Here is a 14,926-nt window from a genome sequence, read left to right on the forward strand (position 1 = left end):
ATCTTTATAGAGAAATTAGTTTTTAATAATTTAAACGATTATTAACGAAAGGTTTATGAGGGTCTTTCTAAAAAACTTTATCTGATAGAGTGAAATCTTTTTAAAATTGAAAATTTTGATGTTTTTATTTTGAGATATAACTTTTTATCAGTTAAATCTATAAAAGAATTGAAGGTATTTTTATTGAATTTTTCATGTTGATATAAAAAAGAATAATGTTCTTTTCCAAAATAACAACTTCCAGAGGTTAAGATTTATAATATGTTTCATTATAAATATCATTATGAATTTCCTATGGTATTATCTTGTTCTTATTATGAATGAAATATTCTGTTTTTAAATCAATGTTATAGCTTATAATATAAAATCCTTTATCCGCTTTACTAGAAATAGTACTATTTTAATAATACCAGAGAAATATACTTTTTGATCTAAGTAATAGTCTTCCTTCCTATTTTTACTCTACAATGAAAGTACTGGCTATGTTTATTTACTTCTTAATAATAGTATTGCTTATAATTTTTTTATATTACATTTTTTTATGTATTTTTTTTGGAATATTTATTGGCAATAGCCCACTGCCAGAAGAATGAATTCTGTATAAATTTAAATGTTACAGCATCGGATTCATCATTATTATAATCCATTACATTATTGGTGGTTCCTCCTGCAAACGTCAGTAAAGCATCAGGTGTTCCTGGCTCCAAACCAGAAAAAGAATGTGATACTCCTTGGCTATGCAGATATTCATGTGCTAATGCATAAAAATAATTTGTTGTATAAGATGATGTATATTTATTATTATTGTTAAACATACAAATTATTCCATTATCTACATAAGTGTGTCCCAATACTCCACTTTCGATCGCCTTAAGACTAAAATAAAATGCAACAACATCATTTTCATATCCAGCAGGAATTTGTTTCTTTAAGAATTCAGAAAATGTCTGGTTATCTTGTTTATTTTTATAGTCAATCATGGACCCAGTTGAATCTTTGAACTTATTAAATGTAGAGTTATTATAGAATTTCAATTCATCAGTATGAATATTTGTTTCAAGCAGAATATTCGATTGTAAAGCAAACTTCTTCATAATCTCTATTTCATTATTATCATAAGTCCCTTTAACCGTTTCACTGACATCTTTTACTTTTATGATAAGTACTCTCTTTTTAGTTAGGTTTTGATTAGGTACCACATACATTTTTCCAGCTAGTTTATCATTGGACCAAACACTTATAATACTCAACTGTGTTATGGGAGCTATATTTTCTAATTCGAGATCCATCCAGGTCATATTAGATGGTGATGTTGTAGTTCCTGTAGGTAAATCATTAGGTTTAAATTTCACCACTCCTATTTCGTCATCCATAGATCTTCCCCGCCCTACATTTACCAAACTTAGCTTCTCTCTAGAAGTATTTGCAGCAAGCGCTGTTCCTGTTAAACTTCCTAAGGCTTTAATTTTAAAAAATTTTTGATCAAAGCATAACTTTAAATCTGTTTTTGGACGAGAACTCTTTAATCTTACCTTGAGTCTAAGTGTTATACTCGGATTAGTACTTCCTTCTCTGGGAATGTTCAACCAACTTGGTGCATAATCTTTATCATAATTATTACCAGGCTCTGTTTGAGTTGTATTAAATCCTGAAAATAATGCACCTTCTTTCAGTTTCCATTTTACCGGAATCACTCTATACATTCCTTTTACATTCACGTATAAATCTTTCTTCGGAACAGCTGTATAAGGTCCCTCTCCCGAAGCATTATAAGAAACAGTTTCAAAGAAATTATTAACTGTCTGATTGTATATGGGAGATGGAGAAGCATCCACTTTAAACTCTTCTGCTACTCTATAACGTAAATTATTAGTTGCAGGATCCACCGTATCTCCTGATTTTCCTTTTCTTTCGCTATCTCCTTTTCTTAGCCAATCTAAACCATAGAATACTGAGGGTAATCCTAGTACTGTTTTAGTAGACTGCAAAGGATAATTGAAATATTGCATCCATCTATTTTGTGGCCTGAAATCTACTGTAATGTCAGCAAATTCATTACAAAATTCATTTGGAAAATTAGTTGAATACAGTTTAGTAAAAAAAGACTGATTATCAACAGAGTAAAATACTACAGTTCCAGAATTATCTGTTCTGATTCCTGACGAATCATCATATGATAACACAGCATTATATTTAGCAAACTGTAAGCTTTCATTAGCTCCTGCCACATTTGGTCCTAGTTTTATAAAAACATTAGTAGCATCAGCAGGTAAAGAAACTTTCAAAGTAGCAAAATCCTGATCTGTTAATCCTAACATAAATACAGGGTGATTATCAATATTTTCCTCTTTTCTAAAAACTAGAGAGTTAATAGGCGAAGCAGTTCCATCTTTTATTTCTCCCCTCCATATTTCTGCATTCTCCTGTCCCAATACTTTTTTACAAAAATCTGAAGAGCTTCCTACAGCCTCCTTTAGATATCCTGAGGTCATATATTTCGCATCTATTTTCTCAGTAAATGAAGCATTGTTTTGAATAGAAGAATCAACAGGCGCTACAAGAAATGTTCTTAATTTCTTATCAGCAGCTATACCACTTGTAGAATCTAAAATAACTTTTGTATTATATACTGCTAGTTCGCTGCCTTTTCTTATCAGTAAGTTTCTAAGATGATTTACCCATCCAAATTTATATTTACCATCACTAAAATCGGCTTCTTCAAATATTGTATCTAATGTTACCGGTCCAAAAACACGATCCAGATCATAATCATTGCTATCCTGAGTTATATAAATTAGACTTGTGAAGATTTTGTTCGTAGTAGTATCTTTTTTAGGCAAAACCATATTATAAACCGATACCGAATCAGATATAATATTACTATTAATTCTAGGATTATTCGACTTAAATGTAAGATTGCTATGCATATTACTTTTAAGACCGTATCTGATTTGTAAAGTAATACTCATTTTATCTTCATAAATTATAATCGGCCATCCTTTTGATTTATTTTCTGAAGTAGGAGTTATCAAACTTTCTGCTACCGCATTTATCCTAATTTCATTATTACCATTATAAAACTGAATATTTCTATTAAGGCTATTTTTTATATAAAAATATATTTTATCCTTATTAGTAAATTTGCTGATTATATTTGAATATATCTCGGTACTAAGGCTGAATTTATTTCCTGTACTCGTTCTAATCCCAGTTTCAACAGAAGAGCTATCATCATAGTAAATATCTTTAGAATGTATTCCATAAAAAGCAGCAGGATCAATAAACTTATAAACATTTTCTTTAAAGACTTTTGCTTTACCGGCTCCCCCAATGTTCCCTCCAAAAATATAGCTTGTAGCGTTGGGACCATCTGCTTTTAAAATACATTCTTCTGCCTCAGCAAAATCCTTATCAAAAACAAGTCCTGTATCCGGATTTGCCTGAATAAAATCTCCTTCATCCAAAACGATTTCAAAGCCACCTGCATCTGTTAAAAATTTCCCGATTTGTTTTCCGCCATCGATATATAATAAGTTATAGCTGTCTTTAGGATAAAACATCTTTAGAATATCTTGTATAGGGACTCCTGAAACATCAAGACCAAGCTTACTTGCTTTAAAGTCATCTGATGATCCATAAAATTCAACATAAGTATCCCATGCACTGCTAACAAATGGTAATGGGCTTGAAGGGTTCACTACATCAGCTCCTGATACTTTAGAAAAGAAGTCTCTTTTATCGATTCCTCTATAAACGAAGTATTTGATTTTAAAGCCTAAACCTACATCTTTGGTTGGCTTTAGTAAAATATTAATCTTATTAGGATCAGAATTTCCACATTTTGCAAAGAATAAAAGGCCATCAGTAACGGCATAAGCAGGTGAAGCTCCTTTAAATTTTGTAGTAACCTGAAATGTATTAGTGTCTACCGGTCCAAAGGCTTTATCAGTGGAAATTTGATTAAATAATGATAAGTCTGTAAAAAAATAAGAATATGGTTTCTTTGTATTTTCTGACATTTGTTCTAGACTTTTAAATTAAAAAAAATTATTTATATTCAATAAATTCCCAATTCCGAAATTCATTGAAGTGTGTTTTTGTAATAACTTCATTATGTTATTATCAAAATTTACATGTAATCTCTGCAAGAAAGGCAGGTACATTGTAAGGTTAAAAATTGGGTGTTTTTGTGTTGTTTCATATTTTTTTTGATTGTTTGGTTATTTTAAATACACAGGTATTCATCTAGTGAATAGAATCACTTTAGTTCATGAACGTGATTTAAAAAAATGGTTAAAAATTAGTTTATTGATCTTAGTAAATTGTGTTTTTTTCTTCTTAATGAAGCAATCGAGTGTTTGAATGAATGTTGTCATGATGTTTGTATTTTTATTACATCACAAAAGTATTTTCGGACAACGCCAAAACTCGTCGTATTATAAAATATGATTGAAAAAAATCAGAATAATTGAGAGATAAAATGTAAATAATTAACACACAGTGTTATTTCATAATAAAAAATTTCTAAAATAATTTTGATAAGAAATCAATACGAAGAAAAGCGCTTTTAAATCCATTCATCTGGGATTTTTATGAATTAATCATTTCTCAACAAAGTTGCCACAATACAGCGCCAAAACATGACACAATAAAAAAGGGCCAACTCCGAAGAGCCAACCCTCAAAACATTAACTGTTTATTGATTGAATTATGATATTTCTTTATTTCCAGCCGCCGCCTAAACTCTTATAGATATCGACTACTGTACTCAGCTGTTTCTGCTTTGCTTCTATCAGTTCCAGTTTAGCATCCAATGCATCTCTCTGGTTTAAAAGAACTTCAAGATAATCAGCTCTGGAGTTTCGGAACAATTGATTGGCAATATCAATTGACTGATCCAAAGCTTTCGTTTCCTGAGATTTCAATTGATAATACTGATCTATATTCTTCACTTTAGACATCAGGTTCGCAACGTCCAGATAAGCATTCAAAATTGTTTTATCATACTCGTATAATGCTTGAATCTGCTTCGCGTCTGCCGTTTGAAAATTAGCTTTTATGGCACTTTTATTGATTAGCGGCCCAGCTAACTCTCCTGCCAGGTTATAAGCAATAGATTCAGGCATTTTCACCAGGTATGAAGGCTTAAAAGCTTCCAACCCCAACGTTGCAGAAATTTCAAGAGAAGGATAAAATTCTTTTCTTGCTGCTTCTACATCAAGTTTTGAAGATTTTAATTCCAGTTCCGCCTGTTTGATATCAGGGCGGTTAGCCAACAATTGTGAAGGAATTCCTGTATATACCGTTTGCGGAATTGTTGACATAAAATTTTCCTTTGCTCTGATAATAGGTTGAGGATATCTTCCCAGTAAAGCATTAATTTCGTTTTCCTTTTCAGTAATCTGCTGACGGATCGTGTATTCTGATGCTTTAGATTTTGCCAGTTCTGCTTCAAACTTTTTTACAGCTAATTCTGTAGCAGCAGCAGCTTCTTTCTGGATTTTGGAAATTTCCAATGCCTTTTGCTGAAGCTTAATGTACTGCTGTATGATATCCAACTGATTATCCAAAGCTAGTAGTTCATAGTAATTATCTGCAACTTCTTCAATAAGGTTAGACAGTACAAAGTTTTTCCCTTCCACTGTTGATAAATAATGAGCTACTGCAGATTCTTTTTCGGTTCTGAGTTTTTTCCAGATATCAATTTCCCAGCTGGCATTTAACCCTGCTTCAAAATTCCCAAGTGGATCGGGCATTGCTTTTCCCGGTTCTATTTCTGTAGTGGCATCACCTGCACCTTCACTGGTATAACGGCCTGCTTTTCTAAGACCTGCTCCAACTCCCGCAGAAACAGTAGGTGTCAGTCTTCCTTTTTTAGCTAAAACGCCACTTTTGGCAATTTCAATCTCCTGAAGAGTGATTAAAAGTTCCTGATTATTCTTTAAAGCAGTTTCAATAAGGCTTACCAGATTTGGATCAGTAAAAAACTGTCTCCAGGGAGTTGTTCCGCTATTATTGTTAGCGTCCTGCTGCTGTTCTTCCTGATTGAAGTTTTGAGGTATATTTTCTTTTACCTCGTCTTTTATGACGGTCGCCATTGGCGCCTTACAGCTTGCGAGAACAAGCGATAAGGCAATGGCTGTGATTATATTTTTAGTCTTCGAATTTTCCATCGTGTTCATAAGGTTCAGTTTGTTCTGTTAAAGGATTTTCTTCTTCATATTTTGCCAATTTGGATTTGTCAGCAATAGTTCCGAAGATATAATACAGTCCTGGGATAATCATCAACCCGAAGATTGTTCCTACAAGCATTCCTCCAGCTGCTGCTGTTCCGATGGTTCTGTTTCCTACAGCTCCCGGTCCTGTAGCTATAACTAAAGGAATCAACCCGGCGATGAATGCGAAAGAAGTCATCAAAATCGGTCGGAAACGGATTGCCGCTCCTTCAATAGCTGCCTGTCTTACAGGGATACCTTCTTCAGCTTTCTTCTGAACAGCAAATTCTACGATCAATACGGCATTTTTACCTAAAAGCCCAATAAGCATTACCATGGCAACCTGCGCGTAAATGTTGTTTTCCAATCCTAGAAGTTTCAGGCATAAGAATGCTCCAAAAATACCTACCGGAAGTGATAAAATAACCGGAAGCGGAAGGATGAAACTTTCATATTGTGCGGAAAGAATCAGATATACAAATCCTAAACATACCAGGAAAATAAATACAGCTTCATTTCCACGGCTTACTTCATCTTTGGAAATACCTGCCCAGTCGATACCGAATCCTCTTGGAAGGGTTTTATCTGCCACTTCCTGAATAGCTTTAATGGCCTGTCCACTACTGTAACCCGGTGCCGGAGTTCCACTCACCTGGGCGGAGTTGTACATATTATGTCTCGTCATCTCGGATAAACCGTATACTTTTTCAAGTCTCATGAAGTCTGAATACGGAACCATCTGATCTTTATCATTTTTAACATATAGTTTCAACAGATCGCTTGGGAGTGCACGGTATTGAGGACCAGCCTGAACGATTACTTTATAAGGTCTGTCGAAACGGATAAAACTCGTCTCATAGTTGGAACCAATTAATGTTGAAAGGTTATCCATTGCTTTTTCAATGGTTACTCCTTTCTGTTCTGCAAGGTCATTATCGATTCTAAGCATATATTGTGGGAAACTCGCAGAGTAAAAGGTAAATGCAGACCCCAGTTCCGGACGTTTTTTCAGTTCCTTCACAAAATCGTTACTTACTTTTTCCATTTTGTGATAATCACCACTCCCTGCTTTATCCAGCAAACGAAGTTCGAAACCACCGGCAGCTCCATATCCCGGAACGGAAGGTGGCTGGAAGAATTCAATATTAGCTCCCGGAATATTCTTCGCTTTATCTTCCAGTTTTTCAATGATTTCTCCTGCAGATTCTTTACGTTCATCCCAGCTTTTAAGGTTGATCAGACAGGTTCCTGAGTTGGATCCTGTACCTTCTGTCAGAATTTCATATCCTGCCAGTGAGGAAACGGACTGTACTCCATCAATTCCTTCCGATTCTCTTAAAAGTTCTCTGGCAATCTGGTTGGTTCTTTCAAGGGTAGACCCCGGTGGAGTCTGAATGATCGCGTATATCATCCCCTGGTCTTCTGCAGGGATAAATCCTGATGGAAGAGAGTTACTCAGGAAGTAGGTACATGCACAGAAAGCTAATAGTAACGGTAACGTAATTGTCTTTTTAGTAACCGTTTTATTCAACATTTTCTCATACTTCCCTGCTCCTTTTGTAAATATATTGTTGAATTTATCAAGGAAAATAGTAACCGGAGTTTTCTTTTTAGCTTTTCCGTGATTATTTTTTAGGATTAAAGCACATAATGCCGGCGTTAATGTAAGTGCCACAACCCCTGAAAGGATAATGGACGAAGCCATTGTAATAGAGAACTGACGGTAGAAAACCCCAACAGGACCCGACATAAAGGCAATCGGAATAAATACAGAGGCCATTACCAAAGTAATTGCGATAATTGCTCCACTGATCTCATGCATTGCTTCTTCCGTTGCTTTAAGTGGGGAAAGATGTTTTTCCTCCATCTTGGCGTGAACGGCTTCGATCACTACAATCGCGTCATCTACGACCACCCCGATCGCCATCACAAGCGCAAAAAGCGAGATCATGTTCAGGGTAATTCCAAATGCGGACATTACGGCAAAAGTACCGACTAATGATACGGGAACCGCTAATGCAGGAATCAAGGTAGAACGCCAGTCTCCAAGGAAAAGGAATACCACGATTGCTACCAATACAAATGCCTCAAATAGGGTATGTATTACTTTTTCCATAGACGCATCCAGGAATCGGGAAACGTCATAGCTGATCTCGTAATGCATTCCTTTAGGGAAGTTATTTTTCTCAAGAGTTGACATTAAGGTTTTTACGTTCTTAATAACATCACTTGCATTGGAACCATAGGATTGTTTTACGGTAATTGCGGCAGATGGTTTTCCATTCAAAGTAGAATAGATATCATACATTGAACTTCCGAATTCTATATCTGCAACATCTTTCAGCCTTACGGATTCTCCATTAGGCTTTGCTTTCAGGATAATGTTTCCGTAATCTTTTTCATTATTATAACGTCCCGGATATTTTAATACATATTCAAATGACTGTGCTCTTTTTCCGGAACTTTCTCCTGTTTTACCCGGTGAAGCTTCCAAACTCTGCTCGTTAAGAGCTTCCATTACTTCATCAGCTGAAATACTGTAAGCAGTAAGTCGGTCCGGTTTAAGCCAGATACGCATAGCATATTCTCTGGTTCCCAGGATATCGGCAAAACCTACTCCACTTACCCTTCTCAATTCAGACATTACGTTGATATCTGCATAGTTGAAAAGGAATTTCTGATCGGCTTTAGGATCATCACTGTATAAGTTAATATACATCAACATGTTAGGTTCCTCACGGGTAATTTTCACCCCTTCACGTACAACCAGTGGCGGAAGTTTATTCACTACCGAAGATACACGGTTCTGAACGTTTACGGCAGCAACGTTAGGATCCGTACCAAGGTCAAATACTACCTGAATAGCGGCTTCTCCGTCGTTACCTGCGTTGGAGGTCATATATTTCATCCCCGGAACTCCATTAAGCCCTCTTTCTAATGGAATGACCACAGATTTGATTAACAGCTCGTTGTTGGCTCCCGGATATTCTGCAGTAATATTTACTTTAGGCGGAGAAATGGATGGGAACTGCGTCACCGGAAGTTTTACCAATGACAATATTCCCATAAACACAATAATCAATGAGATTACTATGGACAGAACTGGTCTGCGAATGAATTTTTTAAACATATTTCTTCACTTTAGAGGCCACTACTCTGCTTTTAATTTCAATGATTGAAGAACTTTTTTAGGGTCCTGGAATTTTGTTTTGATCGTCTGATCGTCTTTCACTTTCTGAACCCCTTCCAGAAGAATCTGATCTCCTTTTGTGATTCCTGATCCTACCACGTATAGATCGGGAAGTTCATAAGCTACTTTAATGTTTCTTGACTTCGTTTTTCCGGATTTATCAACAACAAACACATATTTCTGATCCTGGATTTCATATGTTGCTTTTTGTGGGATAATCAATGCATTATGCACTGGTATTGCCATCTGTACTTTTCCCGTTTCTCCGTTTCTAAGAATTTTATCAGGATTCGGGAATTTAGCACGGAAAGCAATGTTTCCTGTTTCATTGTCAAATTCTCCTTCAATTGTCTGCACTTCACCTTTCTGATTATACATTTCAGCATTAGCGGTGATCAGGGAAACCTGATTGCTTCCTCTGTCTGCCACATGAGTCTGATAGCTTAGATATTCAGGTTCAGAAACATTGAAGTATGTATAGATACTTGTGTTATCCGACAATGAAGTAAGTAGATCACCTTCGTCAATAAGACTTCCCAGTTTCAAAGGAATTCTATTGATAATTCCTGAAAAAGGGGCTTTAATATCTGTAAAAGATAAGTGAATCTGCGCCAGTTTCATTTCTGCATTGGCAGCATCCAGCTTAGCTTTTGCCATCGCTCTTTCATTTTTAGAAACGATATTGTTTCCTGCCAATGTACTGGCATTTCTAAGCTCGATAGAGGCCTGCTCTACTTCAGCTTTTGCTTTTAATAATTCTGCCTGATACAGTTTAGGCATAATTCTGAATAAAGTCTGACCTGCATGTACATACTGACCTTCATCTACAAAGATTTTTTCCAGGAACCCTTTTTCCTGGGCTCTTAGTTCAATGTTTTTTACAGATTGAATCTGAGCAACATATTCTTTGTTGATGACGGTATCCATCACTACAGGAGACGTCACCGGGTACACGGTAACTTCCTCTTTTTCTTCTTTTTTCTGGTTACAACTAACTGCCAATAAAAGGGCACTCAGTGCAATTCCCGAAATAACTCTCTTTATCATAATTCTAGAGTTTTTATAAATCGTTAATGTTTTGAATAGGAATATTTGGTAATGAAGAGGTTTTGCAGTGTGAAGATTACCAACATACACAACGCAGGGTATTTCCACCTGAAAAGATCAGACAGACAATCAATGAAAAAGTAAATTATTAAATTCTAATGGAACGGATCAGAATAAATCTTTTGGCTACATAGCCTAAAACAAAACCTCGGATATCGGGTCTGAAACGTTTATTATTTTTTAGTCCAAAAATATAGACAAGACTGAAAACTACAGCGAAAACAGCAACCGTCTGAATAAGTTCAGACAACTGAAAATCATTTTCTGCAAGTTCTAAAGTGGAATTGTCTACATTATCTGCTATCTGCTGAACCGAAAGTTTTTCAAAAGTCTGATTCAGACGGTTCGCTCTTTTGGGCATATTGTGAGAAACATGACCATTATAGTCATTACGAAGGGTTTTAACGTTGAGTCTGCTTTCTACTACAAACAGCAGAAAAAGACCCGTTAAAAAGTATACTATAAAGTTTCTCATTTTGAAGTCGCAAATGTACGCCCAGTTTATGATATTATCATAGTAGATTAACAAAATTTAACTATCCTTTAAATTACCTGAATAAAGAAATATTGCGGATGTTGAAATTTCCCTGTGTTAAAAGGACTTAAGCTCAAATCCGGTAATGTTGGAATTTTACAAAATATAAAAAAACGGACTCAAATTCAGAGGTCACGGGACATGAAACTTAAGACCGTGTTGCTTTTTTCGACATTCTCCATGCCTATTTTCGAAATTTTATTTGGAAATAATTCTACTTTATGGGAAAATTTAAAGTATAACAATTAAACTTTATCATGATTTCACATTATTAACATAGGCGTATTGTTATTCTCCTATTTTAAAATTATTTTTGCAGAGAAAATACACAACACATGAAAAAAGAAAAAAATACCATTGATTCTATTGATAATAAGAAGGTTAAAAAAACACCATTAGCTTTCTCTATCACAAATCCCTTACTTTAATTATACTTTTTGTTTTCTTGAAAAATGGTTTCTAAAAATGACCTGCCACAGCCAGTTTTAGCCGAAACACTATTATTTTATGCAAAATTAACATATATTTATTAAAAATATTCGTAAATTTATATAGTATTAACACCACATTTCATGAAACACTTTAAAATCACTTATCACTATGAAAAAATTATTAACACCAGTTCTTTTGGGGCTTACCATTCTTTCCTTAACAGCGTGTAAACATCCGGGAAAAGAAGCAGAAGTAATTACAGCAGCTGCTCCGGAAAACACTGATGACATTTCTAAAAACATCTATGTAGATAGCTATGGAGAAAAAATAGAAGTTATCATCAACAATACTAAAAACACGGCAACGGTACATTTAAACGGCAAAACTTATGACCTCAAAAAAAGTGACGCTTTACCTGAATATACAGCCTCAAATGAAGAATATCAATACTCTGAAATTAAGGGAAATATCTCCTTCTTAAAGAAAAATGTCGACATGGTGCTCTTCCATCTTAAACAGGCAAAAAAAGAGTCTGGCCCCGCTAAAATGGCATCATATTAGCATACCGTACGTCAATATTCATTTTTTAAAATAACAATTATGAAAAGCTTTTATTATTATTTATCAGCACTTGTTCTCGCTACATTTCTTGTAGTTTCTTGTAAACCTCAAGCTACGGCACCGAAAGCAACAACAGATACAGATATTACAGGAAAAACCTGGAAACTCACTGAGCTTTATGGAAAACCTGTCCATGCAAAAAATCCTAAAGGCAATCCTTATTTTAAATTAGATATGAAAGAAATGAGATATCAAGGGAATGCGGGATGCAATGGTTTAGGAGGAACTTTTGAGATTAAACCTGAAGTGATGAGAATTAAATTCAATCAGGGAATGTCTACGATGATGGCATGTGAGGATCTGGACATTGAAAACCAGTTTACCAAAGCAATTCTTGCCGCAGATAATTATTCTGTAAATGGGAATACATTAACTTTAAATAAAGCAAGAATGGCTCCTTTAGCTAAATTTGTTCTTGAATAATATTTATTACCCTAAAAATATAAAGACGCCTTGTAAATAAGGCGTCTTTTTTTTATCTGATGCTGATCATTTTTTATGGTAAATCATATAGCACGTCAGTAAACTAAGGTTGACAAGAACGGCAAATGCGTTCGACAATATAATGGGAAGTTCATCTTTTTCTAAGCCATACCACACCCAAAGTGATAATCCTGAAATAAGAACAAGAAGCATTAATAGTGAAATATCCTTCACATCTTTTTCTCTAATTACCTTTACAAGTTGTGGGATCATAGAAACAGAAGTAAGAATTCCGGCTATAATTCCCAAAATATTCACATCCATACATTATACATTTTTTAAAATTGAATGTCTAAGTACACTATCACTGAAATCTGCTCAAAGAAACTTCTTCGTGCAGCGGAAGTCCGTCTTCTATAAATCTGTATAAATCTCTTGCAAAATAGCAGCCATTAAGAATCCCGCGGGCCCCCATTCCGTTAAAAATATATAGATTTTCAAATTCCTGGTGTCTTCCAATGATAGGCCTTCTGTCTTTTACGGTTGGTCTGAAACCAAAATGCACTTCTTCCACCTCAAAGTCGTAGGGATAGAATTCAGAAAGTCCTTTAACCAGTTGCGCTACTGCCGATTCATCAACCTGGTGATGAAGCTGCTCTCTATCATAGGTTCCTCCATAGAAATAAAGTCCGTTTCCGGTTGGAAATAAGAAGTGTTTCTTTTTAATAGTTATATTTTCAGGAATCGGTTCCGAAAGCCTTACTTTGATATGATGACCTTTGTTGGGATTTACCATTACTTCGGAAAAATAAGGATTATTTTTCACTGCCATCCCTTCACAGAAAATAATATTTTTGAATATAAAATCTCTGTAAGATAATTCTGACGGGTTCAATTGGGTATAATCAAATCTTTCTTTTACCAAATGATCATTTTTTTCAAAAAAATCGAATAGACCTGCAAAAAATCCATTAACATCAAGTCTGGCAGACTGATTCACCTTTCCCGTGAAATAATCGTTTTTTACTATATTTAAATGATCAAAATTTTTATCAAGAAAGTTGAATAAATCATCCTTTTCTGATTTTTTCAGCCAAAGATTCTGCTCATTTTCGTCGTGGAAAATCCTGTGGATAGGCGCATTGATCAAATAATTCTCTCCTGTGTAAGATTCTATCTGCTTCAGACTCTCTTTCAGGAAATCAATTTGTTCCTGTGCTTTCCAAAATGTGGTAAATTTTTTAAGCACAACCGGGTTGATGATACCGGCAGAAATCTGCGAAGCACTTTTTCTTCCTTCAGAAAAAACCACAAACGATTTATTATTTTTAATGAGCTGGTGGGCAAGAAAAAGCCCTGCATATCCGTCTCCTACAATTATATAATCTACATTTTTCATAATAAAAAAAAACCTGAGTAAAAATACTCAGGTTTTGTATAAATATCAAGTGAAATTTAGTAATTCCACATATCATTTTCCATTTCAAGAATTAATCCTTTGATTCTGTTGCTTTCTTCTAACTGATCATCAGCATCTTTAGGAACATAATCTTTGATGGTCCCGTCTCCTAAACCGCTTGAAGATTTATAGATAACAGAAGAGAATCTTCTCGCATTGATGACATCATCAAAAGATAAATCAGCAGAAGAGTTTTTTCTATTGAAAACATAATTATTCGCTAAAATATCTCTCGCATTCGGATAGAAAATCCAGAATAGATCGATAAGTTCATCATTACTGGCGATAGGTTTTCCATCTGGACCGATAACACCTTGTACTGCAGGATCTGGTCCCATAGCAGCAAGACCAAGAGGTCTGTATTTCATCTGTCCATCTCTCTTATCAATGAACCACATACCCATTATTTTAAGAACTTTTACTTTATCAGTAGTGGTCTTAAATACGTCGGTATATTGTTTCTTTTCAGCATCAGTAAGCTGTCTTCCTGAGTTTAAGATATCAATAGCAGCATCATTGATGATCACTTTTTCCAATCTCTTCTGAATTCCTTCAGGAGAAAGCTTTACGGTAAAGTTTTCATCATCATACACCTGCTCTATCTTACCAGTCAAAGCAGCATCTAATAATAATTGATATAGAGATCTTGTAGGACTAGAAAGAAGACCATCCGGGTTGTCATAATAGAATGGCTGGTTGATCTTATCATTCATATCAATGATTTCCCAAACAAACATACTCTTAAGGATGTCTTTATCTTCAACAAATCCGTATTCAAGAGGCTTTACTGTTTTATCTATAATAGTATCACCAACTTTTTGTTTGTTGTCCGCTCTCATCTGTCTAAACTCTTCCGGAGAAGAAGCGTTTAGAATAGTCTGGGAAAAGGCAAATCCCGAAACTAATACTAAAAGGGTGCTAATATATTTTTTCATAATAACTTA

10 protein-coding genes are annotated in these 14,926 nt (G+C 34.9%); 2 read left to right on the forward strand and 8 right to left on the reverse strand.

The features are described 5' to 3' along the window. Positions 1 to 539: 539 nt before the first annotated feature. From ACQ76T_RS20565 to ACQ76T_RS20585, 5 genes are all read right to left on the reverse strand, one after another. Complete coding sequence (locus ACQ76T_RS20565) at positions 540 to 4,019, reverse strand: hypothetical protein (RefSeq protein ID WP_431345107.1); 3,480 nt, start codon at positions 4,017 to 4,019, stop codon at positions 540 to 542. Between the two features lie 702 nt (positions 4,020 to 4,721). Further along, on the reverse strand, positions 4,722 to 6,182 hold the full coding sequence (locus ACQ76T_RS20570; protein WP_431345108.1) for a TolC family protein: 1,461 nt from the start codon (positions 6,180 to 6,182) through the stop codon (positions 4,722 to 4,724). After that, positions 6,154 to 9,345: an efflux RND transporter permease subunit gene (locus ACQ76T_RS20575; protein WP_431345109.1), complete on the reverse strand. Its 3,192-nt coding sequence runs from the start codon at positions 9,343 to 9,345 to the stop codon at positions 6,154 to 6,156. The genes ACQ76T_RS20570 and ACQ76T_RS20575 overlap by 29 nt, the downstream gene beginning before the upstream one ends. A 21-nt stretch (positions 9,346 to 9,366) precedes the next feature. Continuing rightward, complete coding sequence (locus ACQ76T_RS20580) at positions 9,367 to 10,449, reverse strand: efflux RND transporter periplasmic adaptor subunit (protein WP_431345331.1); 1,083 nt, start codon at positions 10,447 to 10,449, stop codon at positions 9,367 to 9,369. A gap of 151 nt (positions 10,450 to 10,600) precedes the next feature. Continuing rightward, on the reverse strand, positions 10,601 to 10,987 hold the full coding sequence (locus ACQ76T_RS20585) for a hypothetical protein (protein WP_431345110.1): 387 nt from the start codon (positions 10,985 to 10,987) through the stop codon (positions 10,601 to 10,603). Between the two features lie 660 nt (positions 10,988 to 11,647). Between ACQ76T_RS20585 and ACQ76T_RS20590 the strand changes: the two genes are divergently transcribed. After that, a complete protein-coding gene (locus ACQ76T_RS20590; protein WP_422694813.1) occupies positions 11,648 to 12,040 on the forward strand; it encodes a hypothetical protein in 393 nt (130 codons plus the stop codon). A 39-nt stretch (positions 12,041 to 12,079) separates the two neighbouring features. After that, positions 12,080 to 12,523: an META domain-containing protein gene (locus tag ACQ76T_RS20595; RefSeq protein WP_431345111.1), complete on the forward strand. Its 444-nt coding sequence runs from the start codon at positions 12,080 to 12,082 to the stop codon at positions 12,521 to 12,523. A gap of 66 nt (positions 12,524 to 12,589) precedes the next feature. Here the strand turns inward: ACQ76T_RS20595 and ACQ76T_RS20600 are convergent, their stop codons facing one another. The 3 genes from ACQ76T_RS20600 to gldN are packed head-to-tail and all read right to left on the reverse strand — an operon-like array spanning position 12,590 to position 14,917. Next, the gene (locus tag ACQ76T_RS20600; protein WP_431345112.1) at positions 12,590 to 12,847 is read right to left on the reverse strand and encodes a SemiSWEET transporter; all 258 of its coding nucleotides are present in this window, start codon (positions 12,845 to 12,847) and stop codon (positions 12,590 to 12,592) included. 40 nt (positions 12,848 to 12,887) lie between these two features. After that, positions 12,888 to 13,922: an NAD(P)/FAD-dependent oxidoreductase gene (locus ACQ76T_RS20605; RefSeq protein ID WP_431345113.1), complete on the reverse strand. Its 1,035-nt coding sequence runs from the start codon at positions 13,920 to 13,922 to the stop codon at positions 12,888 to 12,890. Between the two features lie 56 nt (positions 13,923 to 13,978). Continuing rightward, positions 13,979 to 14,917: a gliding motility protein GldN gene (gene gldN, locus ACQ76T_RS20610; protein ID WP_431345114.1), complete on the reverse strand. Its 939-nt coding sequence runs from the start codon at positions 14,915 to 14,917 to the stop codon at positions 13,979 to 13,981. Positions 14,918 to 14,926: the final 9 nt, after the last annotated feature.

It is taken from the genome of Chryseobacterium sp. JK1 (genome assembly GCF_050632815.1).
Classification (GTDB): Bacteria; Bacteroidota; Bacteroidia; order Flavobacteriales; family Weeksellaceae; genus Chryseobacterium.

Excerpts from the sequence above, each read along its gene's own strand:
- ACQ76T_RS20565 (WP_431345107.1), bottom strand. The coding sequence starts at position 4,019 with ATGTCAGAAAATACAAAGAAACCATATTCTTATTTTTTTACAGACTTA.
- ACQ76T_RS20570 (WP_431345108.1), bottom strand. The coding sequence starts at position 6,182 with ATGAACACGATGGAAAATTCGAAGACTAAAAATATAATCACAGCCATT.
- ACQ76T_RS20575 (WP_431345109.1), bottom strand. The coding sequence starts at position 9,345 with ATGTTTAAAAAATTCATTCGCAGACCAGTTCTGTCCATAGTAATCTCA.
- ACQ76T_RS20585 (WP_431345110.1), bottom strand. The coding sequence starts at position 10,987 with ATGAGAAACTTTATAGTATACTTTTTAACGGGTCTTTTTCTGCTGTTT.
- ACQ76T_RS20590 (WP_422694813.1), top strand. The coding sequence starts at position 11,648 with ATGAAAAAATTATTAACACCAGTTCTTTTGGGGCTTACCATTCTTTCC.
- ACQ76T_RS20595 (WP_431345111.1), top strand. The coding sequence starts at position 12,080 with ATGAAAAGCTTTTATTATTATTTATCAGCACTTGTTCTCGCTACATTT.
- ACQ76T_RS20600 (WP_431345112.1), bottom strand. The coding sequence starts at position 12,847 with ATGGATGTGAATATTTTGGGAATTATAGCCGGAATTCTTACTTCTGTT.
- ACQ76T_RS20605 (WP_431345113.1), bottom strand. The coding sequence starts at position 13,922 with ATGAAAAATGTAGATTATATAATTGTAGGAGACGGATATGCAGGGCTT.
- gldN (WP_431345114.1), bottom strand. The coding sequence starts at position 14,917 with ATGAAAAAATATATTAGCACCCTTTTAGTATTAGTTTCGGGATTTGCC.